Origin of the sequence: Mycolicibacterium fallax, from assembly GCF_010726955.1 — a bacterium.
In the GTDB taxonomy this organism is placed as follows: domain Bacteria; phylum Actinomycetota; class Actinomycetes; order Mycobacteriales; family Mycobacteriaceae; genus Mycobacterium; species Mycobacterium fallax.
Genome location: NZ_AP022603.1, coordinates 3,155,889 through 3,182,567, shown reverse-complemented (window position 1 = coordinate 3,182,567; position 26,679 = coordinate 3,155,889). Strand labels below are relative to the sequence as shown.

Genomic DNA, 26,679 nt, shown 5'->3' with positions numbered 1-26,679 from the left:
GCTACCTGTCGGCGGCGCGGCGAGTTCGCGAACCGGCCATCGTCGACTCACTCCTGGATAGCGCGCTCGACGCGCTGCGGGAGGGGATTCAGTAGTACCGACAACAGCCGGTCACGGGACTTGCTTGCCGAACCGGACGGCGATTTGGTCATCGAGTGCCCCCTTGATGTTGTTTCTCGCATTATCGGAAGGATTTCACCCATCGTTTACACCGGTGACCACCCTGTCAACGGCGGTCACAGTTGCCGCTCGAATGTCGGCGACTCCCCGCCGTCCTCGGATACCCGTCACTGAACAGAGCCGCCACTAGCCGACGCTATCGGCCCCGCTTGGGGCATAGGGCATGTCGGCCAGATGGGTGTTGGCCGGCTCGGGTGTCCCCCTGCGCGACGAGTTCGCGGGCGCGGGACGCGACAGGACGTAAGCGCGCCGCTTCGGCCTGCGCGCACGAAGGCGATACAAGAAGGTCGGGCTGGGCCAGTTGGTAGAGATCGACCCGCGCGCCGAGCGATACCAGCTCGTGCACATAGTCCACACGGATCTGTCCAGGCGGCGACTCAACCGGTCGTTGAAGCGCTTCTCCACATCGGCACGGACCTCGATAACACTTCCTGGATGGGCACGGAGAACCTTCATCAACCTGACGATGTGTCGGGCCTGCGATTCGAGCATGTAGACGATGGACCCGGATCCCACGTTGGTGTTGGGCCCGTACATCATGAGGAAATTCGGAAACTCTGGCACCGATAGGCCGTAGTAGGCGTGCGCGCCATCCGCCCACACGTCCGACAATTTTCGGTCCGAGCGGCCGTAGACCTCCATCGGGGAAAGAAACTCGGTGGCACTGAAGCCAGTGCCGTAGATGATCACGTCGGCGGCGTGGAAGTCGCCGTTCACCGTGCGGATTCCGCCAGGTTCTACTGCCCGGATATCGTCGGTGACCAATGAAACGTTGGGACGTGCGAGCGCGGGGTAATAGTCGCTGGAGAACAGAATCCTCTTGCACCCGGGCGCATAGTCCGGCGTCAGGTGGGAACGCAGCCGGGCATCCGACACCTGGCGACCTAGGTGCCGGAGGGCGATGACTCCCAAGACTCGCGCTACTGGCTTCGCGTCGACGAGTGCCAACGCCAACAACTCGAATATCGTCCAAATCATCAGACGTTCGCTGAGCCGCAGAATGGGCAACTTGCGCAGCAGTTGGTGATGCCGCCCACCGTACTGACGGTCGAATTTGGGCAGCACCCATGGGGCTGACCGTTGGAAAACGTCCAAGTGCTCAGCGCCTGCGGCGACCACCGGGACGAACTGCACCGAACTAGCGCCGGTGCCGACGACCGCAAGCCGCTTGCCGCTGAGATTCAGATCGTGGTCCCAATTCGCGGAATGAAACGACGGGCCCGCGAAGCCCGAGATTCCAGGAATATCAGGAACTGAGGGTCGGGACAGCTGGCCCACGGCCGAAATGACGACATCGCACTCCAATTCCTGACTCGTAGTCGTGGTCAGACGCCATGTGTTCGTGCGCTCATCGAAGGCCGCCTTAGCGATTTCGGTTTTGGTCCGAAGGAGGGACAGCAAACCACTTTCGTCGGCGACGCGGCGAAGGTAGGCGAGGATATCGCCTTGTTCTGCGTAACGCCGACCCCACCTGGGATTCGGCGCCGAGGAGATCGAGTACAACTGCGACGGGACGTCACAGGCCGCCCCTGGGTAGGTGTTCTCCCGCCAGACTCCCCCGACACCATCGCCCTTTTCGACAATGAGGACCCTGTCGAACCCTGCGCGTTTGAGGCGAAGTGCAAGGGTAATTCCGGCGAAGCCAGCGCCGATGATGACGATCGAGGGGTTACCAGGGGGATTGTCCTGGGTTGGTTCACGTTTCACGGGTTTCATCGTTAGCTCATACAACCTTCGTGCTGGGGCGCCTCGTGGTCAAGGCGTGCGCAGGGACGCTGTCAACGGACGGTGGCCGAAGTAGCCAAGAACTCGCCACCGAGCCTGAGGGCCTCACGTGCTTCTGGCAGTAGGCGAAACATCGCCTGGAAGACATGGATCTGGCCGCGGAAAACTTGCAACTGCGAGGAGACCCCTGCAGTTTGCAGACGTTTGGCAAAGACTCTGGAGTCGTCGAGCAACATCTCTCGTCCGCCGACCTGAATCAAAGTTGGTGGCATGTCCGTGAGATCAGCATCGAGCACGCTTATCCTCGGGTCGGCTGGATCGGCGCCCGCCACGTACAGACCAATTGTTCTCGACGCAGAGATGGCGGACGCAAAGGGGTCCCGTCTGCGCAGATCACGGTCCATCGCGAGTTGGCATGTCAAATCCAGCACCGGCGACATCAGCAGCATGGCATCCGGCGTCGGCAGTCGATGTTCCCGAGCGCCAAGCGCCGTCGCCGCAGCAAGCTGGCCGCCTGCGGAATCGCCGGCGAGCGCCACCGTGCCAGAAGACGCGGTGATCGCGCTTCCCTCTGTCAACCATCGATAGGCGATCAGTGCATCATCTGCGGCCGCCGGGAAGGGATATTTCGGGACCAATCGATAGCGCACGGCAAATACCGGCCTGCGGGCGGCCGCGGACAGTTCGCTGATGAGGCCACGGTGGGTCTCGGGAGAGCACATAGAAAATGCGCCGCCGTGTATATAAAGAATCGGCGGAGCATCCGAGGCCACGTTGGCCGCCTTGACCCAGTCGCCTCGCACACGTTCACCGGCGAAGGGCGTGTCTACCTTCTCGACACTGATTGCGCGCCTTGGCCGCGACACCACGAGTGTTCCCCGTAGCACGCGGTCCATGACCGCGAAGCCATGGTCGTTGGCCGGAATCACTTGCGTGAGAGGTCGAAGAACGCCTCGCGCCGTTGCCGCGACCAGGTGGCTCGCCATGCTCGGATTCGGCCTGGCAGGTGAACTCATCCGGCGGTGTCCACCTTCTGTGGGGCAGTGTCCGCCTTTTTCGCCGGTCGCCGTTCGAAACGGTAGTCGGCCAAGTCGAATCGTCGACTGCGCCAGATCGACTCGACCGTCGTCGTGGGACGCAGAGGCACGTCCCCATGCTTGTCGAAGTAATAGCTGTTCGCGCCCGCGCAGCTGTCCTGCCAGAAGACCTGCGTATGCCGCCGTGCCAGCATCTCCGCGAAGAAGCGTTGATTCGCCTCCTCGCGTACCTCGACGTAGTTCGAGTCGGCCGTCCTGGCATGCCGGAGGCAACGGAGAATGTGACCCGCCTGTGCCTCGATGAGTGCGAAGTAGGACGACCCGTTGTATCCGTACGGGCCAAACACTGAGAAATGGTTCGGGAATCCTGGCACGCTGACTCCCTCATATGCCTGGAGTCGGTTCTCGTCCCACCACTGTGCCTGGTCTCGGCCGGCGACACCTCTGAGCGAGTAGGTGGGCATGCTGTCCGATTCCATGACCTTGAATCCCGTTGCCAGGGCGAGCACGTCGATCTCGTGTCTGACGCCATCGGCCGTAATTACCGCGGTCTCATCCACCCGGGTGATGGGGTTGGTTTCAAGAAGGACGTTCTCGCGGTTGAACGTCTTCAAATATTCGTTGTGAAAGCTTGGTCGCTTGCAGCCCAGCGCGTAACGCGGCGTCAGCTTCTCCCGAACGACCGGGTCGGTGACCTGCCGACGCATATAGCTGATCGCTGCACGCTCGATCGCCGACGCCAGCGGTATGGCGGTATGGAAGTGCGCTGCGACGGGAAAGGTGAGTTCGACAAAGGCCTGGCTGGCTCCCCGCGCGGCGATCTGCGCTCCGGGTGCGAGCCGGAGAAGAGCACTCAGCGGGCGGGGCACCGCGAAGTCGAATTTCGGCAGACACCATATCGGGGTGCGCTGAAAGACGGTGAGTGTGTCCACGTCCTTGGCTATCGAGGGGATCAGTTGCACCGCCGAGGCGCCCGTCCCGATGACGGCGACCCTCTTTCCGGTGAGGGTCTGCTGGTGGTCCCAGCGCGACGTGTGCATCGTGACCCCGCCGAAGTCCCCGACCCCCGGTATGTCCGGCGATTTTGGTCGCGTGAGAACCCCGGAGGCATTGATGACGAACCTCGCTGTCAGTTCCTCGTCCGTCGAGGTAAACAAACGCCACAATGTCGATTCTTCGTCGAACTCAGCCCTCACAACCGTGACTCCGAAGCGGATGCGCGACGCGAGGCCATATTTTTTCACGCAATGCTTCGCGTAGTTCTTCAGTCCGATCCCCGGCGCATAGGTACGGGACCACGACGGGCGTTTCTCAAAGGAGAATTGGTAACTATATGACGGAATGTCTACTGCAATCCCCGGGTAGGTATTCCAGTACCAGGTTCCACCCACCCCTTGGGCCTCATCAACGATGAGGAAGTCCGAGAAACCTTCCTTCAGCAGCTTGATGCCCACTCCGATCCCGGAGAATCCAGCTCCGATGACCAATATCTCGTGGGTGGGGACCTCGTACGTAGGGGCTCCGGAGGTGGGGGCATTCTCGTCGCCCGCAACATGGACACTCAAGCGTCTTTCCTCACTCTCGAGGCTGCGCGCTTAGGCGGTACCTTCCCGACGCCCACGTCCAGGATGTCGGCTTTGACGTCAGACCGCGTTGGCAGGGCGCCTGCGCTTTTTCGGCCCTGGGCTACCTTGGCCTTGCGGCCCTGGGCAACCTTGGCCACATTCGAGCCGTTTTGGGCGTGTTCGGTTGGGTGGTGCTCAGTTCGTGCGGTTGTCGGGGTCGTTACATAATCACCCATGTCGACCTTGGACAGTGCGCGCTTGAACTGGGTGGCGAAACCGGGGTACATGGTGCCGTTGTATCCGTCATTCGTGAGGTACCAGCTCTTGCAACCCGAATTCCAAGTCGTACTTCCCAACCGCTGCTGTACCTCGCCGTGGTAATTATTTTGCCGATCTTCGCGGACCTCGAGCGTACTGAGATCATTCGCGATGATCGCGCCGATGGCTTTGACGATGTAGTTGATCTCGGCCTCCATGTACACGAGGGCCGAGTTATGGCCGGGCCCTGAATTTGGTCCGAAGGTGAAGAAAAGATTGGGATAGCCTGCGACGGTGACGCTCCGGTACGCATAGGCGCCCTGGGACCACTCGTCGGAGAGCTCACGACCATGCGCGCCTCGGATGGGAAAAGGTGTGCCAGCCTTGCATACATCGAAGCCGGTGGCGAAGACGATGCAGTCCAGTTCGTGTTCGATGCCATCTGCGGTCCGTATGCCATTCGGCGACAGGGTCGCGATCGGCCATGAGACGAGCTTGCAGTTGTCGCGCTGAAGAGCGGGGTAGTAATCGCTGCTCATCAGCATCCGTTTGCAGCCGGCACGGAAGTTCGGCGTCAGCTGGCGCCTGAGCCAAGTATCCGATACCTGCCTCCGCAAATTCGCCTTCGCCAGTAGCTGGATGCCAGTGGTGACCGGGGTATCCCAGACCATGCCGACGGCCATGAGCTCGTGGCCCCAAAACCACGCCTGCCGTCCGACGTTCTGCACGCGAGGCAAGCGACGAAACGCCGTCCGCACCCACTGCGGATGGGAGAAGTCGGGCCGAGGGAGGACCCAGCCGGGGGTGCGTTGGAAGACCTTGACCGACCGCGCAGTCTTCACCAGTTCGGGAATGATCTGAACAGCGCTGGCTCCGGTGCCGATCACGGCGACACGTTTGTCGCTCATGTCGTAGTCGTGATCCCAACGCGCACTGTGGATCTTGTGACCATCGAAGGTGTCCAGTCCGCGGATGTCCGGCAGGCTCGCATTCGCCAGCGGCCCACTGGCCATCACTGCGGTGCGCGCCGTGAACTGCGAGCCGTCAGCTGTCTGCGCCGTCCACAGTGCGCTTTCCTCGTCGAACTCCAGACCGGTGACGTTCACTCCGAACCGGATGAAACGCGACAGCGAGTACTTGTCCACCATCGTCTTGATGTAGCCGAGGATCTCGGCGCTGCCCGAATACGCGCGGGACCAGTCCGGATTTTGCTCGAACCCGTAGGAATAGAGCAGCGACGGGATGTCGCACGCCGCGCCGGGATAGGTGTTGTCCCGCCAGGTACCACCCACCTCGTCGGCACGTTCAAGGACAACGAAATCGTCGATACCCTGTTGTAGCAACCGGATTGCGGTTCCCAGGCCGGCGAAACCCGCACCGACGATCAAGACGGTCGTGGTGTCGCTCATCTGGCCACCGGTTCGTAGGTCAGCTCTTCTGTCCACGTCGGTGACTTACCGAGCACCTCGGTGGGGAAGTGGTCGATCGCGGTACCCAGCCGCTGCGAAATGAAATGCAATGGCTGAGAACGCTTGATGCTGGCGGACATGTGAGCCTTCAAGATGTGGTAGCCCGGAACGCGGCGCGTGAACTCACTACGATCTCCGACGTTCTCGTACCGCATCACCGCGTTGTAGAGCTTCTCCTCCGACAATCCCATGGCGTTGAGATTGGTCAACATCCTGGTGAGCAACGGCACGTAGAGGACGCCGCCGAGAAGGATTCTCGGGTCGATGAGCGCCCCCATCGTCTGAGTCGCATGAATGCGCATGGGGCTGGCGCCGAGGTCGTTCAGAACCTGGAATCCCACTGCCAAGTGCCGCGATTCGTCGTTGTTGACCTTGTTGAAGACCTCGGCGCAGAGCGGATCCTGCACCTCGTCGAGAAGGAACTTGAGCAATGCTCCGTCGAGCGCAGTCTCCAAGGCTGGGATCGCCGCTCCGATCACCGTCAGCGGGAGGGCCTCGGCGTATCGGTCGATCCACTCGATGACCAGTCGAATATTCTTGTTCGGCACCGGGATTTCCCCTTCCTCGAGCATCCCCCACCGCTGCATGAGCGCCAGCTCCGCGTTGGCGTGCCGCTGCTCCTCGGCATGGAAATACCGGTAGATGTCACCTAGAGCCTCGAACGGCGCTTTCGGCGCCATGGCGGCGAACGCGCGTGCACCGACGTGTTCTATCCACACCACGTCAGCCATGAACTGCTTCAGTTCGGGCCGCTGCTCATCAGTGATTTTATCGGCGCCCGGCGCATCCCAATCGATGTCGGCCAGCGCCCACTGCCGATTCTTGATCGTCTCGAGCATATCGCTGTATTTGAATGCCATTGGAGTCTCCTTTGTCTTTGTCTGGAATGACTTAGCGCGCGATTCGCTCAACCAAACCGAGCGCACGGGTATACGTGGCAGGCACTGCCCGCTTAAATAACCAGAGAATCTTCGCGTCGACTTGGGGTAGGACGTGCAACTGACCGCGATCGTTCGCGTCCAACGTTTTGCGCGCCACCGATTCCGCCGACACGCCGGTCCACTTCATCAAATTCGTTGCCAGCTTGGCGGCCGACTCCTCAATACCAGGGTTATCGACGATGTTGGTCTTGACAAATGTCGGGCACAGTACAGTCACCGCCACACCAGTACCACTCAGCTCGGCCGCCAAAGTCTCGGATAGCGAGAGCACGCCGGCCTTGCTGACGTTATAGGCACCCATCCGGGGCGCTGCTCCAAAACTTGCAGCCGATGCGACGTTGATAATTCCCCCGCTGCCCTTCGCACGAAGTCGCGGTACGAAGATCTCGCAGCCGTAAATCACTCCCCACAAGTTGACTGAAAGTGTCGCTTCCCAGTCCCGCTTGGGCGTCGCGCCGATGACATTGCCACCGATTCCGATGCCCGCGTTGTTGATCACCAGGCTGGCTGCCGCGCCGAACCACTTCTCGGCGCTGTCGGCGAGTTCGCGGACCTGCTCTTCGTCCGTGACATCGCATGCGATGTCGAGCCCCTCGCCGCCGGCTTGGACGACGAGCCCGACCGTCTCCTTGGCACGCACCGGGTCGATGTCGGCACACACCACTCGTCCACCTCTACGGGCGAGCTCCACCGCGAAGGCACGGCCAATTCCGCTGCCCGCTCCCGTTACGACCGCGTTGGCGCGGCGGCTCAGGCGAGGCGGTCTGTCCCACCTCAAGATATCCATCACTACTGAATCCTTTGCAGATTACGGCGACGCCTGACCTGTGAGACAAGCCGGCCTGCAGCCATCTGGTGGCGGCGAACACAATTGTGGTCGCCTGCCACCAGTTTGATGCGGCGCTCCTGCCTTTGTCAAGATGTATTCGTGCGGACAAAGGCAGCAAGGTGGGGCGGGCGTACTGGCGCCGAACGACGGGCTGACCGGCGGCGGCGCCTAGTGAACGCGGCGACGGAGATCTGGACGGAAAGCGGATGGGCTGCCGTGACAATGCGTGGGGTCTGCTCCAGAGCCGCGCTGAACGACCGATATTTCTACGAGGAGTTCAAGACGCGCGATGAGTTGCTCGTAGCAGCGTGGGACAACGTGCGGGACGAGATGCTCGGCGAGGTTTCGGCAACATTTGCCGAACGCGTCGGTCAACCACCGATCGAAACCATTCGCGCCGCAATCTCGATCGTTGTTCTCCGCATCGCGCAGGATGCCGGGCGAGCACAGATCCTGCTGACACAGCACGTCGGCAGTTCAACATTGCAAGATCGCCGAGCGGTGGCCTTGCAGGAAGCAACCCAGCTCGTCATGGCCGCCAGCAAGCCGCATCTGAAGCCTGACGCAGACGAAATGGCTCTGCGTATGGACACGTTTGTAGCGGTCGGCGGCTTCGTCGAACTGATCAGCGCTTGGCACGCAGGACTACTGGTCGATGTAAGTCAGGTCGACATCGTCGAACATACGAGTAGACTTGCTGAGACGCTGGCTCGCCGCTACGTGGTTGATAAGTTTGGCTAGCTGGTACTCCGGATGCAATTTCCCGGTGGCGGAGGCTGCATTGGCCGCAGGGGTCGTGACACACCGTTGACTTACCTTAGAAACGGTGGAAGGTCCGTCTCGTCGACCTGCCAAGCCGACGCTCCTGCTGTCGAATGGCGGCTTCACTCAGAGGCCAATCTGCTTGGCGATGATCTCCTTCATGATTTCGGTGGTGCCGCCCCCGATACCCAGGATGCGCGAATCGCGATAGTGCCTTTCGACCTCGGTCTCGCGTAGGTAGCCCATGCCACCGTATAGTTGGACGGCCGTGTCAACGGCGAGCGCGCAGGCCTCTACGGCTTGGTTCTTGGCCATCGAGACCATCCGCACGTCGGTGTCTCCGGCGACGATGCGGTCCACAGCGGCACGGGTGTACGTACGGGCGACGTCGACGGCCGTCGCGATATCGACGATCTTGTGCCGCACCACCTGTCGGGTGGATAGCGGTCGACCGAAGGTTTCGCGCTTCTTCACCCAATCCAGCGTCAGGTCGAGGCAGCGCTGGGCCGTGGCGTAGCACTGGACGGCGATGAAAGCACGTTCGACCTGGAACTGTTGCATGATCTGCAGGAATCCGCTGCCTTCGGGGCCAACCAGATTGACCACCGGCACGCGCACGTCGGTGAATCCGAGTTCGGCGGTATCGGAGCACAGCCAGCCCATCTTCTTCAGTGCCCGCGAGACCAAGAAACCCGTGGCGCCACGCTCCACCACGAGCAGAGAAATCCCCGACGGGCCCGGGCCGCCGGTACGCACGGCGGTGGTCACGAAATCGGCGCGGACACCCGAGGTGATGAACAGCTTTGCACCGTTGACCACGTAGTGGTCGCCGTCGCGCCGTGCGGTAGTGCGGATGCCGGCGACGTCAGAACCGGTGTCGGGTTCGGTGATGCCAAGGCTGCCGATCTTCTCCCCGGCCAGGGTCGGCGCCACGAAGCTGCGGATCTGCTCGGGATCGCCCTGCGCGGCCATATGGGGCACTGCGATGTGATGCGTAAGTAGGCTGGCCAGTAAGCCCGACGAGCCGCCGGCCTCCATCACGGCCTCGGTGAGCAGCACCAGGTCGCGCAGGTCACCGCCGGAGCCACCGATCTCTTCGGCGAACCCGACGCCCAGCAACCCCGCTGCGGCTGCGCGGCGGTGGAGTTCTCTAGGGAGCTCTCCGGCGTCCTCCCAGTCTTGCAGGTGAGGAACGATCTCCTTCTGGGTGAACGACATCGCGAGGTTGCGCAACGAGATGCGCTCGGGCGTCATCCACGGGTCGGCTGCGGCCGCCTCCGCTTCCCGCTGATCCGGCTGTTTCATGTGAGTTGCTCCTGCTGTGATCACTCGGGGACGGCACGATTGCCACGTCGACCCCATTGTCGTCGAATGTTAATGACCGATAACGTAGCGTGTCAGGAGATCGACGTTGATGTCACCTGGAGGAAAGTTGATTGACGTCCTGCCCGACCGGGTCGACACCCGCGCGCCGGTATACCTCGAGAATCGCGAGGGACTCATCGCGCAGCTCCATGCGCTCGCCGAACAGCTGGCGCTGGCCAACGGTGGCGGCGGCGAGAAGTACGTCGCCCGGCACCGTAGCCGCGGCAAGATGCTGGCTCGGGAGCGCGTCGAGCTGCTCATCGACCCCGACACGGCCTTCCTGGAACTCTGTCCGTTCGCGGCGTGGGGCACGAAGTTTCCGGTGGGCGGCAGCGTTGTGGTCGGCATCGGCATCGTCGAAGGCGTCGAGTCGATGATCATCGCGCACGACCCGACCGTGCGCGGCGGAGCCTCGAACCCCTACACCTTCCGAAAAGTGTTCCGGGGCATGGCAGTCGCCCGCGAGAACCGGCTGCCCATCATCAACGTCGTCGAGTCGGGCGGGGCGGACCTGCCCACGCAGGCCGAGATCTTCGTGCCCGGGGGCCAGCTATTCAACGACCTCACCCAGCACAGCGCGCAGGGCCTGCCGACACTGGCGCTGGTATTCGGTAACTCGACGGCAGGCGGCGCGTACATCCCCGGCATGTGTGATTACGTGGTGATGGTCCGCAACCGGTCCAAGGTCTTCCTCGGTGGTCCGCCGCTGGTGAAGATGGCGACCGGCGAAGTGTCCGACGACGAGTCGCTCGGCGGCGCCGACATGCACGCCCGCACCTCCGGGCTGGCCGACTACATGGCCGAGGACGAGCAGGACGCCATCCGGATCGGGCGGCGCATCATGGCCAGACTGAACTGGCGCAAGCTCGGGCCCGGCCCGACACAGCCACCGACCCCCCCGCTGCGAGACCCCGACCAACTCCTCGGGATCGCTTCGGTGGACCCGAAGGTTCCCTTCGACCCACGTGATGTCATCGCCCGAATCGTGGACGGGTCCGCCTTCGACGAGTTCAAGCCGCTATACGGCACCTCGCTGGTCACCGGTTGGGCCTCGATCCACGGATACCCGGTAGGGATCCTTGCCAACGCGCGCGGAATCCTGTTCAGCGAGGAGGCGGAGAAGGCCGCCCAGTTTATTCAGCTGGCGAACCAGATCGACACGCCACTGGTGTTTCTGCAGAACACCACCGGCTACATGGTCGGCGCGGAGTACGAGCAGGGTGGCATCATCAAGGACGGCGCGAAGATGATCAACGCCGTCTCCAACAGCGCTGTCCCACACCTGACGATCGTGATGGGCGCGTCCTACGGTGCGGGCAATTACGGGATGTGCGGGCGGTCCTACTCTCCCCGCTTCCTGTTCACCTGGCCCAACTCGCGTTCGGCCGTCATGGGCCCGGCCCAGCTCGCGGGCGTGCTGTCGATCGTGGCCCGCGAGTCGGCCGCCGACCGGGGGCTCCCGTTCGACGAGGAGGCCGACGCCCAGATGCGCGCTGCCGTCGAGGGCCAGATCGAGCGTGAGTCGTTGGCGCTGGCCAACAGCGGCAGGCTCTACGACGACGGGATCATCGACCCGCGCGACACCCGTACCGTTCTCGGGTTCTGCCTTTCCGTGGTCCACAACAGCGAGATCCGTGGCCAGCGTGGCTACGGCGTGTTCCGGATGTGATGGCGATGCCCGTGATCAAGAAGCTGCTGGTGGCCAACCGGGGAGAGATCGCCCGACGCGTGTTTCGCACCTGTCGCGAACTCGGCATCGCGACCGTCGCCGTGTACTCCGACGCCGACGCCGACGCCTGGCACGTGGACGATGCCGACGAGGCCGTCCGGCTACCGGGTTCCTCGCCGGCGGAGACCTACCTCGACGGTGACCGGGTGATCGCCGCCGCCCTCCTCACCGGCGCCGACGCCGTGCATCCCGGCTACGGCTTCATGTCGGAGAACGCCGGCTTCGCGCGGGCCTGCGCCGACGCCGGGCTCGTGTTCGTCGGCCCGCCGCCGGATGCCATCGACGCGATGGGTTCCAAGCTGACGGCCAAGGCGATGATGGCCGATGCGGGCGTGCCGGTTCTCCCGGGCGGCGACGCGACCGGCCTGGACCCCGACAAGCTGCGCAAGCTCGGCGCCGAGATCGGCTACCCGCTGCTGGTCAAGGCGAGCGCGGGTGGCGGCGGGCGCGGCATGCGGGTTGTCGAGTCGGCCGACGACCTCGACGGAGCCGTGGCCTCGGCCTCGCGCGAGGCGATGTCGGCGTTCTCGGACGGCACGGTGTTCCTCGAGCGGTACGTGCAGCGTCCCCGCCACGTTGAGATCCAGCTGTTGGCCGACATGCACGGCACGGTTGTCTCGCTGTTCGAGCGGGAGTGCTCGGTGCAGCGCCGCCACCAAAAGGTCATCGAGGAGGCGCCCTCGCCCGTCGTCGACGACGACCTGCGCGCCCGGATGGGCGCGGCGGCGGTCGCGGCGGCACAGGCCGTGGGTTACGTCGGGGCCGGAACGGTCGAGTTCGTCCTCGACGCGAACGGCGGCGATGACGACGGGACGTTCGCCTTCCTGGAGATGAACACCCGGCTGCAGGTCGAGCACCCGGTCACCGAACTCGTCACCGGGCTCGACCTCGTGCGCCTGCAGTTGCTGGTGGCGATGGGTCGGCCACTGCCTGCCGAGGTGAGCAAGCCGCGGATCACCGGCCACGCGGTCGAGGCCCGGCTCTACGCCGAGGACCCCACGAAGGGCTACCTGCCGCAGACCGGAACGCTGCGCACGATGCAGATCCCCGACCACGTCGGGGTCCGGGTGGACTCCGGCGTGCGCGACGGCTCGGTGGTCAGCCACCACTATGACGCCATGCTGGCCAAGGTGATCGCCTGGGCGCCCACCCGCGCCGAGGCGCTCGGCGCGCTGTCCGCCGCGCTCGCCGGCGCCCGGATCCACGGACTCACCACCAACCGGGATCTGCTGGTTCGCGTTCTGCGCCACGACGAGTTCGCCGGACGCGGCACCGACACCGGGTTCCTCGACCGCCACGACGTGGCCGACCTCGGCGCAGCCCTCATCGACCGCGACGGGGAGGGCTTGCACGCCATCGCGGCCACACTCGCCCAGGTCGCGGGACGCCGCGCGGCGGCCCCCGTCCAGCCGACGCTGCCTGCCGGGTGGCGCAACAACCCGTCCCAACTGCAGTCCACCGGATGGCTGACCGCCGACGGCCGCGAGCGTCGGGTGGGCTATGCGCTGCTCCGCGACGGCGTCGAGGTCGAAGTCGACGGCAAGCCCGTCGAAGACGTCAGCGTGCTCGTGCAGCGGCCGGACCGGGTGGTCCTGGAGACCGGCGGGGTGCGGCGCGGCTACGACGTCGTCCTCGACGCCGACATTGCCTATGTCGACAGCCCTGCCGGGTCCACTGCGTTTACGCAGGTACCACGGTTCCTGGACCCGAGCGCGCTAAAGCCGGCGGGCTCGCTGACGGCGCCTATGCCGGGTTCGGTGATCCGGCTGCCCGTCGCCGCGGGCGACGTCGTGACGGCCGGGCAGGCGCTGGTGGTGGTGGAGGCGATGAAGATGGAACACACCATCGTCAGCCCAATCGACGGGATCGTCGCCGAGCTTTCGGTCGAGGTGGGTCAGCAAGTGTCCACCGGCGATGCCCTCGCGGTGGTCGGAGCGGCCGCCGGTGCAGATCAGGATTGAGCACCATCGGACCCGTCACCGGCCCCGGTGGCCGGTGACATCGAAGTAGGAGAGCGGTATGGAACTGCACGAGACCGAGGAGCGGCGAGCGCTGCGCAAGGCCGTGTCCGAGATCGCCAAGGACTTCGGGCACGACTACTACGTGGCCAAGTCGCTCGGCGGGGAAAAGAGTTCGGAACTCTGGCACGCCGTCGGGGAACAGGGGTTCCTCGGGATCAACATCGCCGAGGAGTACGGCGGCGGTGGCGGCGGCATCTACGACATGCAGATCGTCGGTGAGGAACTGGCCGCGGCCGGCTGCCCGCTGCTGATGACGGTGGTCTCCCCCACCATCTGCGGCACGATCATCCAGGCTTTCGGCAGCGACGAACTCAAGGCACGCTGGCTGCCGGGCATCGCCAGCGGCGAGGTCATCATGGCGTTCGCGATCACCGAGCCGGATGCGGGCTCGAACTCGCACAACATCTCCACCTACGCCAAGCGCGTCGGCGGGGATTGGATACTCAACGGCACCAAGTACTACATTTCCGGCGTCGACGAGGCGGAGGCCATCCTGGTCGTCACCCGCACCGCGACCGACGACCGCGGACGCGGACGGCTGAGCCTGCTCGTGGTCCCGACCGACGCGCCCGGGCTGACCAAGACCCTCATCCCGGTGCAGGCGGTGACACCTGAAAAGCAGTTCACGCTGTTCTTCGACGACGTGCGGGTGCCGGCCGAGAACCTGATCGGCGCGGAAAACGACGGTTTGCGTCAGGTATTCATGGGCCTCAACCCCGAACGCATCATGGGCGCCGCCCTGGGAAACGGCATCGGCCGCTACGCGCTGGACAAGGCCTCTGCCTACGCGCGCGAGCGCAAGGTCTGGGACGTGCCGATCGGAGCCCACCAGGGCCTGTCCCACCCGCTTGCGCACGCTAAAATCCAGCTGGAGCTGGCCCGGCTGATGACCCAGCGGGCGGCCTCATTGCACGACGCCGCCGATCCCGGTTCCGCGGAGGCGTCGAACATGGCCAAATACGCTGCGGCCGAGGCGGGCATCCTCGCCCTCGACCAGGCGATCCAGACCCACGGCGGCAACGGGTTGGCCACCGAGTACGGGCTGGCCACTCTCTGGGGCCCGGCACGGCTGATGCGGACCGCGCCGATCAGCCGAGAGATGATCCTCAACTACGTGGCACAGCACAGCCTCAACCTGCCACGATCGTACTGAGCATCCTTCATCCGTTCCTGTCCGCTTCCGTCTACCAAGACGGACAGTGGTGATCGGTCGCCCGCCGGGGCCGGGTCCTGCCTTAACGAGCATTTGTCAACCAAAACTGCCGAGGAGGCAAATCAACATGGATCGCGGTATCGGTCAGTGGGTCACCAAACGGGCCTTCCTCAACGGGCAGCGCACAGCGCTCGTCCAAGGTGACACCAGCTTCACGTACTCCGACTTCGATCGGCGCACCAACCAGGTGGCCTCGAGCCTGTTGCGTCTCGGTGTCCGTAAGGGGGACCGGGTGGCCATACTGCTGGTGAACTCGGTCGAGTTCCTGGAGGTCCTCCTCGGCTGCGCGAAGATCGGCGCCATCACCATCCCGATCAACGTCCGGCTCGCCGGCCCGGAGATCGGCTACATCCTCGCCGACTCCGGCGCCGACGTGTTCGTGTTCCACGCGCCGCTAGCAGCGGCGGCGGTCAGCGCGCTGACCGAGCCTGGGGTCCGGGTCCGCCACACCCTCCGGGCCGGGGGCGCCCCGGCCGACGGCGAGATCCCCTACACCGACCTGCTCTCCGACGGTGCGCCCGCGCCACTCGACAGCGACGTCGAGGGCCGCGACCCCGCGTTCATCATGTACACCTCGGGCACCACCGGCCGCCCGAAGGGCGCCATCCTCAACCACGACAACCTACTGTGGAACGCCATCAACGTGCTGGGCGCCGAACAAGGCCTGACCGGCAGCGACGTGACTGTCGCAGTCGCCCCGATGTTCCACATCGGCGGGCTCGGGGTACATACGTTGCCGTTGCTCTACGTCGGCGGGACCAGCGTGATCCTGCCGTCGTTCGACCCGGTGGGCACGCTCAAGGCGATGGCCGAGAGCCGGGCCACCGTCCAGTTCATGGTGCCGGCGATGTGGTCGGCGCTGACCCAGGTGCCCGACTTCGACTCCTACGACCTCTCCGCGCTGCGTCTGGCCATGGGCGGCGGCGCACCGATGCCGCTGACTGTCATCGACTTCATGCACCAACGCGGAGTCCCCTTCACCGAGGGATTCGGGATGACCGAGACCGCCCCCATGGTCTCGGTCTTGGACGCCGCCAACATCACCACGCGGGCCGGGTCGATCGGCCGGGTCGCCATGCACGTCGATGCCCGAATCGTCGACGCCGACGACCGGGACGTCCCGGCCGACACCGTCGGCGAGCTCCTGGTGCGCGGACCCAACGTGTTCGTCGGGTACTGGATGAAGCCGGCGACCACCGCCGAGGCCTTCCGGGGCGGCTGGTTCCACACCGGCGATCTCGGCCGGATCGACGTCGACGGCTACATCACGCTCGTCGACCGCAAGAAGGACATGGTCATCTCGGGCGGGGAAAATGTCTACCCCATCGAGGTCGAGCAGGTGCTGTTCCGTCACCCCGGTGTGCTCGACGCCGCGGTCGTCGGCGGTCCGGACGACAAGTGGGGTGAGCGCGTCGTCGCCGTGGTGGTGGCCGACCCAGCCGCCGAACAGGTACCCGGCGCCGACGAACTGATCGCCTGGTGCCGCGAACGGCTGGCGCATTTCAAGTGCCCGCGCGAGGTGCACTTCCTTGCCGAGCTGCCCCGCAACGCCACCGGCAAGCTCCTCAAGACCGAGCTGCGCAGGCGATTCACCGGTGTCGAGGGCGGCGTCGTCCAGCGCTGAGGCACGACACCGGAGGCGGAGCTCGGGTTTGGGAAGTGTTGTCGCGACGAGTAGCCAAGGTCACCGCTGCAAATAGCTGAAGATGTTATTTGTCGCTAACGTTTAGAGGCGCAGGGTTGGGACTTGTCGGCCGAGACAACCGGGAGGAACACGACATCCGGCATGTGTTGCGGGTGGGTCTTGCCATGCGCTCGCCTGTCACCTTGCGATAGGTGCTTGAGCGTCCCTGACGCCCATGAGCTTCGGCGAAAGGGGGGTGCTTCAGTGTCGTACGGCGGCGACCGACGACTCCACCCGATCAGCCTTCCCGCAGTAGAGCCCGGTGGCAGCGTCGAAACATGAATCGGACTCGGACCACGAGGCCCGAGACATCCGGATCGCCGTCGGTCACCACACCCATCCGTCCGAGACTACCGGTGTTACTACGCTGCGAGGAGTACCGCGGTCGACTGCGGCCAAGCCCACGCTCTGGCGTGGCGCACCCAGCTGAGATCCACCGTCACCGATTACGCGTTGATTCACGCATCGGTTTCTCGGACAGTCCTCGTTCATCACCGCGCGGGTGTCAGCCGAATCGGCAGATAAGTGGCTCTTCCGGTTTGGGAGTGCGTGGCGGGGTGTGGCGCTGACGCGGTGAGGCTGGGGATGTAGGCGGGCCCTGGGGTGTGAGGATGAGAGTTCCTACACACTTATCGACCACCCACAGGACCCAATGTCTGAGCCTACGTGCCTTGTTGCTGACACCATCTGCCGAACGGTCGAGTTGGGGGTGGCGATCACCGGCGCGGCGATCGCCAAGGAGCTGACCTGGATCGATTGCCGGCCGGTCGAACACGATCCGACCTGCCCGAAATGCGGCCAGCCCGGTGGGTTGCGTGATCACGTTGAACGAGTCCTGACCGACCTACCCGTCGTCGGGCATCCGACCCGGTTGCGGGTCCGCGTACCGAGGTTCACCTGCGGCAACGACGGCTGCGCGGTGACGATCTTCCGGCAGCGCACCGACCGGGTCGCCGCACCGAAAGCGTCGACGACCCGCCGCTGCGCCCGCTGGATTGTGCAGCGGCTGGCGATCGACAAGATGTCAGTGGCAGCGATCGCCAAAGCCCTGGGCTTGAGCTGGAACACCGTCAACATCGTGGCAGCGGAGTTGGCGCGTGAGCTGGTGTTCGGCTCCCCGGCCCATCTCGCCGGAGTCCGCTACCTCGGGGTCGATGAGCACAAGTGGAAACACCGCCGCGGCCAGGGCGACCCGGACTTCGTGACCGTGCTGGTCGATCTGACCCCGGTCATCGACGGCACCGGCCCCGCCCGGCTGCTCGACATGGTCGCAGGGCGCTCCGCCGAGGTCCTCGGGCTGGCTCAACGCCCGCGAGGCGAACTTCCGCAGCCGAGTCACGGTGGTGGCGATGGACGGGTTCGCCGGCTACCGCACCGCCACCGCCGATGCCCTGCCCGCAGCACGGGCCGTCATGGATCCATTTCACGTAATCCACTTAGCAGCAGACAAACTCACTGTATGCCGCCAGCGCATCCAGCAGGACACCTGCGGTCATCGCGGCCGCACCGGTGACCCGCTGTTCGGAATCCGGAGGATTCTGCTCACCCGAACTGAGCTGCTCACCGACAAGCAGAAAGCCAAGCTGGACAAGGCCCTTGCCGCCCATGATGCGCACGCAGCGGTGGAGGTCACCGCCTGCTACTACCAGGACTTGATCGGCGCCTACGCCGACCCCGACCGGCGGGCGGGCAAGTTGGCGATGTTCAAGTGCCTCAAACGGATCCGATCCGGGCTACCCAAGGGTCTGGAGGAGTTGGCGCAGCTGGGCCGCAGCCTATGGAAACGCCGTCGCGAGATCCTGGCCTACTTCGACGTCGGCGTCTCCAACGGCCCCGTCGAAGCCATCAACGGCCGCCTGGAACACCTACGCGGCATCGCCCTGGGATTCCGCAACCTCAACCACTACATCATCCGAGCCCTGATCCACTCCGGCCAACTTCAGGATCGGATCAACGCACTCTGAATCAGGAAGAGCCAGATAAGTGGTGCCCCGAAGTGAGCTGTTGGTTGACCAGGTGGCCGAACCGGCCGCTGCGATGGCCGAGGCTTGGGAAGTGAGTTCGCGGAGCACCGCCTGGCCCTCCATGCGACTGAGGGTTGCTCCGATGCACATGTGAACGCCGTAGCCGAATGCGATGTGATTGCGCGGATTTCGGTCAGCGCGGTAGGTATCGGGATCCTCGAAGACCTCAGGGTCGCGATTGGCCGCGCCGAATGCCAACAAGAGCCGCGACCCGCTCGGGATAGTCACCTCGCCGACCCTGTAGTCGGTGCGAGTGTAGCGGTACAGGTTTTGGATGGGCGCCGAGTACCGCAGCTGTTCCTCGACAGCGCTGGGGATCAGGTCGGGATCGTCTCGGATCATGGCGAACTGATCGGGGGCGTGGGCAAGGGTGTCGAACATCCCGCCGATGAGGTTGGTGGTGGTTTCATTCCCAGCGAATAACAGGAGCATCGCGATGAAGAAGAGCTCGTCGTCGGAGAGCTTGCCGTCCTCGTTGTTATCGACGAGCCGACCCAGTACGGTATCTGACCCCTTGAGCTTGCCCGAGGCCAACTGATCCTTGAAGTACCGGCGCAGTGCCGCAATCGCCCGAACCCCCTTGAGCCCCTGCCGCAGCCCGGCGGGGCTCACGCCGGCATTGATGACGCCGACACCGTCTTCGGACCATGATCGGAAGTTCTGGACATCTTCGGGCGGAATCCCGATTATGTGCGCGATCATTCGGATGGGCAAAGGCACGGCGAGGCGCTCCATAACGTCGCAACCGGGGTTGGCGACGACGTCGGCGACGAGTTCTTTGGCGAGTTGGTCTGCCATCCCCTGCCAGTCGCTCATAGCTCCCCTGGTGAACCCGGGTTGAACCTGTTTGCGAAGCCGGGTGTGGTCATCGCCGTCGGTGAGCACCAAGATCGGTGCCGAGATCTTCATTCGGGTGACGCCCTGGCTACTTGTGACGGCGTCGGTGTCGCGTAGGGCTGCTCGGATGTCTTCGTGTCGGCTCAGAATGAAGGTCGCACGTTTGGGGTTGTAGTGCACCCGCCCTCCGGCGTGCAGCGCGCGATAGGCATCGAATGGCTGCGCCGCGGTCGCTGGATCGAGTGGATCGTAATCGGTGTTTACCGCACCGGTCCATCCTGCATAGCCACGGCGCCGGACCCGTACGGCCGCAGCAATGTTCATTCCGACAGCCGCCACCACCGGTGCCCCGATTTGCCGCACCGCGCTATCCGAGCGCCATCTACTCATCGGTAGTCCCCGCTAAGGTCGCCGGACGGTTGGTGCCTGAGCGCGCTGCGCAGTATGTCATGGCATCAAGGCTGGCCAACGGCGATCCACCGCGTCAATGGTGCGGCAACAGTTGATAGGAAATCGTCTGCCCTCGGCGGGTCTGGATTATCACTATAGAGCTGTGAAATGCTAATACTGCGATTGGGAGAGTCTATTAATTCTCATTCCGAGAATTCTCCCAAGCCGACCAGGGGTGTCGAACATCGGAAGGCCTTGGAAGTGACAGGCAACGACTGGCTACTCGAGCAGCCCAGAGCGGCCGCTGCGACTGAAAGGATTCTCCAGGCGGCCGCGAGTTTGATCGGACGCCGAGGCTTCGATGATTTCTCCATCCACGAACTCGCCGCGTCGGTCCACTGTTCGCCGGCAACGATCTACCGTCACGCGGGTGGGAAAGCCGCGATTTGCGAAGCGGTCGTGGTGAGGCTGTCGTCGCGCATCGTAAACGCCGTGGACGACGCAATCTGCGATTTGACAGGGCATGAGCGGATCGTCGTCGCCGTCAGCGTGGCCCTACACCACCTCCGCACGGAACACATTGTCCAACAACTGCTTCGGTGATCCAATCCGAAGAACCGGCGATGGATCGAGACCTCGCCCATCGTCACCGGCATCGCGACAAGCATGATCGGCTCAGACCGTCACGACGAGGCCGCCGCCCAGTGGTTCGTACGCGCAGTGCTTGCGCTGTGGCACTGGCCGGCAAGCGTTCCTGGCACAGAACGTGAGATCATTGAGCGGTTCCTCGGGCCAGCTTTGAGCGCGTAAAGAGCGTGCCACTGAGCCCAGCAAGGCCTTCGCCTTCGTCTCCCCAAGCCGATCTCATTGTCGATGTTGACGACGGTTGAAAACCCGGCCAGTTGCGACGTTGATAGAACTCATCCCGGAACTACCTCCTCGCCTTTCGGCCGGATATGACAGCCGCGGGGTGTTGGGATCCGGGTGTGCAGCGTCGAGTTCCGTGGTCGGCGTCTTGTGCTCCGGGCCCCGCTGGAGGTGTGGACGTGGAAGCTCATCTTCGTCGGTCTGGCCGTTGCTCGGTCTGGCGTTGTCGGTATTTTCGTTTGGCATCGAGGCCTTCGTACCCGCGGATGTGCAACCCCCCCGAGGAATGCGTTCACGGAAGCGGTTCGTGAGGCCTTGACAACCTGACGTCGCCGGGCCGCGGCCATCGCAAGGCCCTGAAAGACGCTCAGTCCGACGAGTCGTTCAGCGTGCGGTCGAGAAAATCTGCGACTGCCGAAGTGAAGGCGTCGTTGTCGTCGCCCGCAACCATGTGGCCCGTGCCCGAAACGTCGACAGCCTCGGCGTGCGGTACGACTTCGAGGAACTCCTCGACCGACTGCTGCGACGTCACGTCGGAGTGAACGCCGCGAATGAGAAGCGTTGGTGCTCGCACGCGGCGGGCCCCTTCGATGAGAAGGTCGCTTATGGCGCCGAATTCTTTGGCACCAGTTGCTGGGTCGCCCTGCAGGAACTCGAAGTTGGAAGCTATGAACGCCGGATCCCATCGCCAGATCCACCGACCGTCGTCGCGCTGCTGCAAGACCTTTCGGAGACCGTCCAAGTTCTTGGGCCGAGCGCGATGCCGGTTGTACTGGGCAATGACGTCCGCGGCCGCGTCGAGCGTATCGAATCCGTCGGGATGGGCGCCCATGAAAGACACGACGCGGCGTGCTCCGTGAAACTCCATTCGCGGAGTTATGTCGACCAGTACGACGGCTCCCCACAGATCGGCAGGCGCCACCAAATGCGTTCCCAACACCGTCATGCCGCCCAAGGATGCGCCAACGACAGCTGGCGGGCGGCCATCGCTGGCATATCGGCGAATCGACAGCAGGTCGGATGCAAGTCGGTCGAGATCGTATCGACCATCGGGGTCCCACTCGCTGTCGCCGTGACCGCGGGCGTCGTAAGCGACGACGGTATACCCGCGCGCGTGTAAGCGGCGCGCCGTAGTCGCCCAGGCATGGCGGTTCTGTCCACCGCCGTGCAGCAGTATGACGACCGCGCGGGCGGATTCGTGTCGGTAGACATCGGCTGCAAGGGCGGTTCCGTCTTCGTTGCGGACGCGCTCGAACGTTGAGGTCATTTGCTGTGTCCTCGATGGTCGCCTTGGGCAGCGTTCTCGTTCCGCGACCGGATCACGAGGCGCTCTGGGCGACGACGGTCACTGTTCCCTGTGCGGCGCATACCGGGCGTCCCGTATTGGTGATGTCGATCCTGGCGACGCCGCTACGCTTCCCCAGCGCGATGATGTCGGCGACCGCAACGCAGACTCCACTGGACACCGGACGTAGGAGGTTCAGTTTGAATTCGGTTGTGGCCACCCATGACCCAGGTGGGATCACCGGATAGAACACCACGCCCAAGCAGTGGTCGACCATCGCTGACAGGCATCCGCCATGCAGAGTGCCGAAAGGAGTCAACAAATCGGCTCGGGCGTCCATTTCCACTACCAGTCTCCCGGCGGAGAACTCGATGTGGCGGAAGTCCAAGTACTTGGCGAGCCCTCCCGAGGTTCCCCCCGCGTGCTGGAGCTCCTCGGCTATTTGCTTGTTGAACTGGGGGAAGTCCATGGTCAGCGCCTCGTTTCGTTCAGCGATACCGATGCCATCGCTGAGACACTACTCCGCAGTTGTCGCAGCAATGCAACTGTGAGTGTCGGCCAGTAGCGCGGGAAGCAGGAATCGGCGCAAGAAAGCATCGATTCCTTCGGGGCTGCGGTGCCGGGGGCCGCGAACCGCGAGCAAGCTGAGGATGATGCGCAAAATCCATTCGGCGGCGTCATCGACCGAAACGCCGGCTTCGAGTTGATGCCAGTGTGCGGCGAACACGGGTCGCAGAAACTCGGCGACGAGTTCGAACAGCGCCACCGACGTTCCCTCGGCCAGTCCCACGCCGGCGAGTTCATCGTCGCTGGCGAAGAGCATGCCGATTATCGGTTCGCGGCGTGCCGCGCGCACCGTGACTGCAACGAAGTCCAATATGGCAGAGCCCAAGTCGGTGTGCGCCAAGATCCGTCCGCTGGTGCGGTGCAGGTAGCGTTCCGCTGCGCGGACGATGACACCGGATACGACGGATTCGCGACTAGCGAAGTAGCGATAGACCGTGGCGCGCGATACGCCCGCATGCCTGGCGATATCCTCCATCGTGGTGCCCGACAGCCCCTTGCCTTGCAGGCACGTTTCGGCGGCGTCGAGTAGGCGATCGCGCGCCATATCGCGGTTTCGCCCAGGAGTCGCGTCGCCCCGCCGCAACGATCTCTTCGTCACGGGTACGAGTATGCCCTGTCAAGGGACTCGCTCTGTCGAACACCCGCGGTTGTCGCATGGAAACGGATGTGACAATATCGCAGTCGTGTCGCATAGAAGACCTCGACGATGAGCGTGATCTGACCGTTGGCCATCCCACCACGCACTCCGGTTGTCGTCGGCGTCGGTGAACTCACACATCGCGGTGAAGGCACCGTCGATCCCATCGATTTGGCCGCCGAGGCCGCGCGTCGAGCGCTGCATGATGCTTCGGCCGCGATCGGGCATCGCATCGATACCGTGGCGACGCCCGGAATCTTGATGATCCCACGCGACAACCCCGCGTCGAGGATTGCCGAAGCGACTGGGCTGACGCCGGATCATCGCATCAGTTGTCCGGTCGGCGGCAACACCCCCCAGTATCTGGTCGAGGTCCTCGGCCGCCGCATTTGGCGCGGCGTCAGCGACGCGGCTCTGATCGTCGGAGCGGAAAGCGGCGCGTCAGCACGCAAAGTCGCATCCGGTAGCGCACTTTTGGAGCCCAAACCCATCGCAGCACAGGACGAGTCACTCGGTGACACCCGCCCGGGACTGAGCGAAGCCGAGGTGGGCGCCGGGTTACATTGGCCGCACGAGGTGTACCCGATCTTCGAATCCGCGATCGCGGCCCGATCAGGCCGCACATTCGACGAACAGCGCCGCTGGCTGGGTGACTTGATGGCTCCGTTCACGGTTGAGGCGTCCCGACATCTCGAGCAGGCCTGGTTTCCGCGTGCCCGTAGCGCAGACGAGCTCAGCACGGTCTCCCCGGCTAACCGGATGGTGTGCGAGCCGTACCCGAAGCTGCTCAACAGCATCATCGCCGTGGATATGGCTGCCGCTTTCGTGATCATGGCCGCCGAAGTCGCCGAGGAACTCGGAGTGCCCAGTGATCGTTGGGTCTTCCCGTGGTCGTCGGCCACATGCAACGACGTGTATTTCCCGGTTCAGCGGCCTGATCTGGGTCGTTCCGCCGGAATAAGGGCCGCCGGCAAGGCGGTATTGGCGGCCAGTGGACTTCACATCGACGACATTAGATGGTTTGATTTCTACTCTTGCTTTCCTTCCGCGGTCGAGGCGGCGATCGACGCCTTGGATCTCGACCCGGCGGATGACCGCGGGTTCACGGTGACCGGCGGACTGCCCTACCACGGAGGGCCGGGTAACAACTATGTCAGCCATTCGATCGTCGAGATGGTGCGACGCTGCAGGAGCGACCCGGACGCCGTCGGGCTCGTGTCCGGACTGGGCTGGTACATCACAAAGCACTCGCTGGGTCTGTGGTCGGCGACTCCACCGCCAACGGGATGGCAGACTCCGGACATGGCCGATGCGCAGTCTGCGATCGACGGCACCTCCCTCCCGGTCGCTTCTCCCGCCGACGCATCCGGAGAGGCGACCATAGATGGATACACCGTCGTGCACGACCGTGACCAAGGCCCCTCCTGGGTGCCGATTTTCGCGCGCATGACCGACGGCCGCCGCGTCGCGGCGCGCAGTGACGATGCCGAGGTGGCGGTGGCAATGTCACGAGACATGTGCGTCGGACACCAAGTCGCCGTGCGGCAGGCGGACGGACACGTCGAATTCGAACTGTCGTGAACGCCGACGCGCTCGTGCTGACCAAGCCGCGCACCCTTGAACGGCGGCATCTTCCGGTGCCGCGCATCGACGACGAGTCCGGTCTCCTGCGGATCGAGGCGTGCGGGCTCTGCGGAACCGACCACGAGCAGTTCAGCGGACACCTGCCGACGGGGTTCGCCTTCATCCCCGGACACGAGATCATCGGCGTCATCGAGGGAATCGGTGACGCCGCGCGCGAGCGTTGGGGCGTCTCGGTGGGTCAGCGAGTCGCCGTCGAGGTGTTCCGATCGTGTCGGGAGTGCGACTCGTGCGGCCGCGGCGAGTATCGCAGGTGCTCGAGCAACGGCCTCGCCACCATGTTCGGCTTCGTCGACGTGAACATCCCGCCCGGCCTGTGGGGAGGCTATGCAACCCACCTGCATCTGCCGTTCGATTCCATGCCGTTGCCGGTCCCGGACGGACTCGACCCGATCGTCGCGACGTTGTTCAATCCGCTTGGGGCAGGGATCAAATGGGCTGCCATGTTGCCCGAGACAAGCCCGGGCGACGTCGTCGCGGTCCTCGGACCAGGGATCCGCGGGATTTGTGCTGCCGTAGCCGCCAAGGAGGCCGGAGCGGCATTCGTCGCGATGACCGGGGTCGGCCCTCGCGACCGAACTCGGCTAGCCGCAGCCCACCAGTTCGGCGTGGACCTGACCATCGACGTCACCGAAGACGACCCGGCGCAGGCCCTGCAAATGGCGACCGGCCGGCTCGCAGATGTCGTCGTCGACGTCACCGCGAAGGCGCCAGCCGCATTCGCGGACGCCGTCGCACTCGCGCAGCCCGGCGGACGCGTGGTGGTCGCGGGCACACGCGGCGGCGGCGGAGCGCCGGGCTTCGAGCCAGACCTGCTCGTATTCAAGGAACTACGCATCTTCGGTTCGTTGGGGGTCGACTACCCCGCCTACCAGAGCGCCATCGAGCTGCTGGTCTCTAGGCGTTGGCCCTTCGAAGAATTGCACCGCGAGATCACCGGTTTCGCCGGCCTGCCCGGGCTGCTCGACCTTCTGGCCGGCAACGAGCCGGACCGGGTCCCCGCTCTGCACAACGTCTTTGTGCCGATCGCCTGACAGCGCCAACTAGCGCCCAACCGGAAGGATCCACCGTGAGCAGCCAAAGCCGGGTTGACATGCTTGCCCTGACAGATGCCCGCGAGCGCGCCGCTCAATGCGGGATTCCGGACGCCATGGCTGAACTGTCTGTTTTCAGGATCGCGCTTCATCAGCCCCCTGTAGCCGTCGCATTGCATGGAATGCTGGAGGCGTTGCTGTGGAAAGGCGCGCTGGATGCGCGGCTACGGGAGCTGATCATCATGCGAATCGGCTGGGTCACTGATTCGGTCTATGAGTGGACGCAACACTGGAGGGTTGCCCGCTTGCTCGATGTGCCCGAACGCGACCTGCTCGGGGTGCGCGACTGGCAGAACGCCGGCCACTTCGGCGAAGCCGAGCGGGCGGTACTGGCGGCGACAGACGAGACGTTGCGTGACGGCACCATCTCGGATGAAACCTGGGCTGAGTGTCAGCGCGCGTTGCACGGGGACCCGGCCGTCCTCGTCGAACTCGTCGCCGCGATCGGGAATTGGAGATTGTTCTCAGCGCTGCTGCGGTCCTTGCACGTGCCGCTAGAAGACGGCCTCGAAGGATGGCCCCCTGACGGAGTTCGACCCTCCGTTGACTGAAGGGTGAT

Annotated in this window: 20 protein-coding genes and 1 pseudogene; 10 read left to right on the top strand and 11 right to left on the bottom strand. The window is 64.2% G+C overall.

Annotated features, from left to right (window positions below; all coding sequences use genetic code 11):
* Window positions 1–306: 306 nt before the first annotated feature.
* The 6 genes from G6N10_RS15175 to G6N10_RS15150 form a co-directional block, all read right to left on the bottom strand.
* Complete coding sequence (locus tag G6N10_RS15175; RefSeq protein ID WP_085094733.1) at window positions 307–1,896, bottom strand: flavin-containing monooxygenase; 1,590 nt, start codon at window positions 1,894–1,896, stop codon at window positions 307–309.
* Between the two features lie 62 nt (window positions 1,897–1,958).
* Window positions 1,959–2,921 carry an alpha/beta hydrolase gene (locus G6N10_RS15170; RefSeq protein WP_067992185.1) on the bottom strand — a complete coding sequence of 321 codons (963 nt, stop codon included), beginning with the start codon at window positions 2,919–2,921 and terminating at the stop codon, window positions 1,959–1,961.
* Window positions 2,918–4,432: a flavin-containing monooxygenase gene (locus G6N10_RS15165; RefSeq protein ID WP_085094731.1), complete on the bottom strand. Its 1,515-nt coding sequence runs from the start codon at window positions 4,430–4,432 to the stop codon at window positions 2,918–2,920. Before G6N10_RS15165 ends, G6N10_RS15170 begins: the two co-directional genes overlap by 4 nt.
* A gap of 71 nt (window positions 4,433–4,503) precedes the next feature.
* Entirely contained in the window at window positions 4,504–6,174 is a 1,671-nt protein-coding gene (locus G6N10_RS15160) for a flavin-containing monooxygenase (protein WP_011895450.1), read from the bottom strand.
* Window positions 6,171–7,094 carry a hypothetical protein gene (locus G6N10_RS15155; protein WP_011895451.1) on the bottom strand — a complete coding sequence of 308 codons (924 nt, stop codon included), beginning with the start codon at window positions 7,092–7,094 and terminating at the stop codon, window positions 6,171–6,173. The genes G6N10_RS15160 and G6N10_RS15155 overlap by 4 nt, the downstream gene beginning before the upstream one ends.
* 31 nt (window positions 7,095–7,125) lie before the next feature.
* Window positions 7,126–7,962, bottom strand: coding sequence for an SDR family NAD(P)-dependent oxidoreductase (locus G6N10_RS15150; protein ID WP_011895452.1), 837 nt, complete (start codon window positions 7,960–7,962; stop codon window positions 7,126–7,128).
* Between the two features lie 108 nt (window positions 7,963–8,070).
* Between G6N10_RS15150 and G6N10_RS15145 the strand changes: the two genes are divergently transcribed.
* On the top strand, window positions 8,071–8,745 hold the full coding sequence (locus G6N10_RS15145; protein WP_011895453.1) for a TetR/AcrR family transcriptional regulator: 675 nt from the start codon (window positions 8,071–8,073) through the stop codon (window positions 8,743–8,745).
* 147 nt (window positions 8,746–8,892) lie between these two features.
* Here the strand turns inward: G6N10_RS15145 and G6N10_RS15140 are convergent, their stop codons facing one another.
* On the bottom strand, window positions 8,893–10,092 hold the full coding sequence (locus G6N10_RS15140) for an acyl-CoA dehydrogenase family protein (protein WP_407664032.1): 1,200 nt from the start codon (window positions 10,090–10,092) through the stop codon (window positions 8,893–8,895).
* Window positions 10,093–10,198: 106 nt separating this feature from the next.
* Here G6N10_RS15140 and G6N10_RS15135 point away from each other — a divergent pair, with 106 nt between their 5' ends.
* The 5 genes and pseudogenes from G6N10_RS15135 to G6N10_RS15115 all read left to right on the top strand — a co-directional run bounded on the left by G6N10_RS15135 (window position 10,199) and on the right by G6N10_RS15115 (window position 18,742).
* On the top strand, window positions 10,199–11,800 hold the full coding sequence (locus G6N10_RS15135; protein ID WP_043985027.1) for an acyl-CoA carboxylase subunit beta: 1,602 nt from the start codon (window positions 10,199–10,201) through the stop codon (window positions 11,798–11,800).
* A gap of 5 nt (window positions 11,801–11,805) precedes the next feature.
* Window positions 11,806–13,821, top strand: coding sequence for an ATP-binding protein (locus G6N10_RS15130; protein WP_011895456.1), 2,016 nt, complete (start codon window positions 11,806–11,808; stop codon window positions 13,819–13,821).
* Between the two features lie 58 nt (window positions 13,822–13,879).
* Window positions 13,880–15,034 (top strand): acyl-CoA dehydrogenase family protein, encoded by a 1,155-nt coding sequence (locus G6N10_RS15125; RefSeq protein ID WP_085094725.1) that lies wholly within the window; start codon window positions 13,880–13,882, stop codon window positions 15,032–15,034.
* A gap of 127 nt (window positions 15,035–15,161) precedes the next feature.
* Window positions 15,162–16,718, top strand: coding sequence for an acyl-CoA synthetase (locus G6N10_RS15120; RefSeq protein WP_085094723.1), 1,557 nt, complete (start codon window positions 15,162–15,164; stop codon window positions 16,716–16,718).
* A gap of 712 nt (window positions 16,719–17,430) precedes the next feature.
* Window positions 17,431–18,742: pseudogene (locus G6N10_RS15115) on the top strand (ISL3 family transposase).
* On the opposite strand, the gene G6N10_RS15110 reads toward G6N10_RS15115, so the two are convergent.
* On the bottom strand, window positions 18,644–19,963 hold the full coding sequence (locus tag G6N10_RS15110; RefSeq protein ID WP_163742507.1) for a cytochrome P450: 1,320 nt from the start codon (window positions 19,961–19,963) through the stop codon (window positions 18,644–18,646). The pseudogene G6N10_RS15115 and the gene G6N10_RS15110 sit on opposite strands and share 99 nt — an antisense overlap.
* Window positions 19,964–20,290: 327 nt before the next feature.
* On the opposite strand from G6N10_RS15110, the gene G6N10_RS15105 reads away from it, so the two are divergent.
* Window positions 20,291–20,632, top strand: coding sequence for a TetR/AcrR family transcriptional regulator (locus G6N10_RS15105; protein WP_163742504.1), 342 nt, complete (start codon window positions 20,291–20,293; stop codon window positions 20,630–20,632).
* 631 nt (window positions 20,633–21,263) lie between these two features.
* On the opposite strand, the gene G6N10_RS15100 is transcribed toward G6N10_RS15105, so the two are convergent.
* The 3 genes from G6N10_RS15100 to G6N10_RS15090 are packed head-to-tail and all read right to left on the bottom strand — an operon-like array spanning window position 21,264 to window position 23,292.
* Complete coding sequence (locus G6N10_RS15100; protein ID WP_011895462.1) at window positions 21,264–22,163, bottom strand: alpha/beta fold hydrolase; 900 nt, start codon at window positions 22,161–22,163, stop codon at window positions 21,264–21,266.
* 52 nt (window positions 22,164–22,215) lie between these two features.
* Window positions 22,216–22,650, bottom strand: a complete 435-nt coding sequence (locus tag G6N10_RS15095; RefSeq protein ID WP_011895463.1) for a PaaI family thioesterase — start codon at window positions 22,648–22,650, stop codon at window positions 22,216–22,218.
* A 48-nt stretch (window positions 22,651–22,698) separates the two neighbouring features.
* Complete coding sequence (locus G6N10_RS15090; RefSeq protein WP_011895464.1) at window positions 22,699–23,292, bottom strand: TetR/AcrR family transcriptional regulator; 594 nt, start codon at window positions 23,290–23,292, stop codon at window positions 22,699–22,701.
* Window positions 23,293–23,472: 180 nt separating this feature from the next.
* Between G6N10_RS15090 and G6N10_RS15085 the strand changes: the two genes are divergently transcribed.
* From G6N10_RS15085 to G6N10_RS15075, 3 genes are read left to right on the top strand one after another with little or no spacing between them, the layout of a single operon-like run.
* Window positions 23,473–24,966, top strand: coding sequence for an acetyl-CoA acetyltransferase (locus G6N10_RS15085; protein WP_041800306.1), 1,494 nt, complete (start codon window positions 23,473–23,475; stop codon window positions 24,964–24,966).
* On the top strand, window positions 24,963–26,060 hold the full coding sequence (locus G6N10_RS15080; protein ID WP_043985022.1) for a zinc-dependent alcohol dehydrogenase: 1,098 nt from the start codon (window positions 24,963–24,965) through the stop codon (window positions 26,058–26,060). The genes G6N10_RS15085 and G6N10_RS15080 overlap by 4 nt, the downstream gene beginning before the upstream one ends.
* 35 nt (window positions 26,061–26,095) lie before the next feature.
* Window positions 26,096–26,671, top strand: coding sequence for a carboxymuconolactone decarboxylase family protein (locus G6N10_RS15075; protein WP_041800308.1), 576 nt, complete (start codon window positions 26,096–26,098; stop codon window positions 26,669–26,671).
* Window positions 26,672–26,679: the final 8 nt, after the last annotated feature.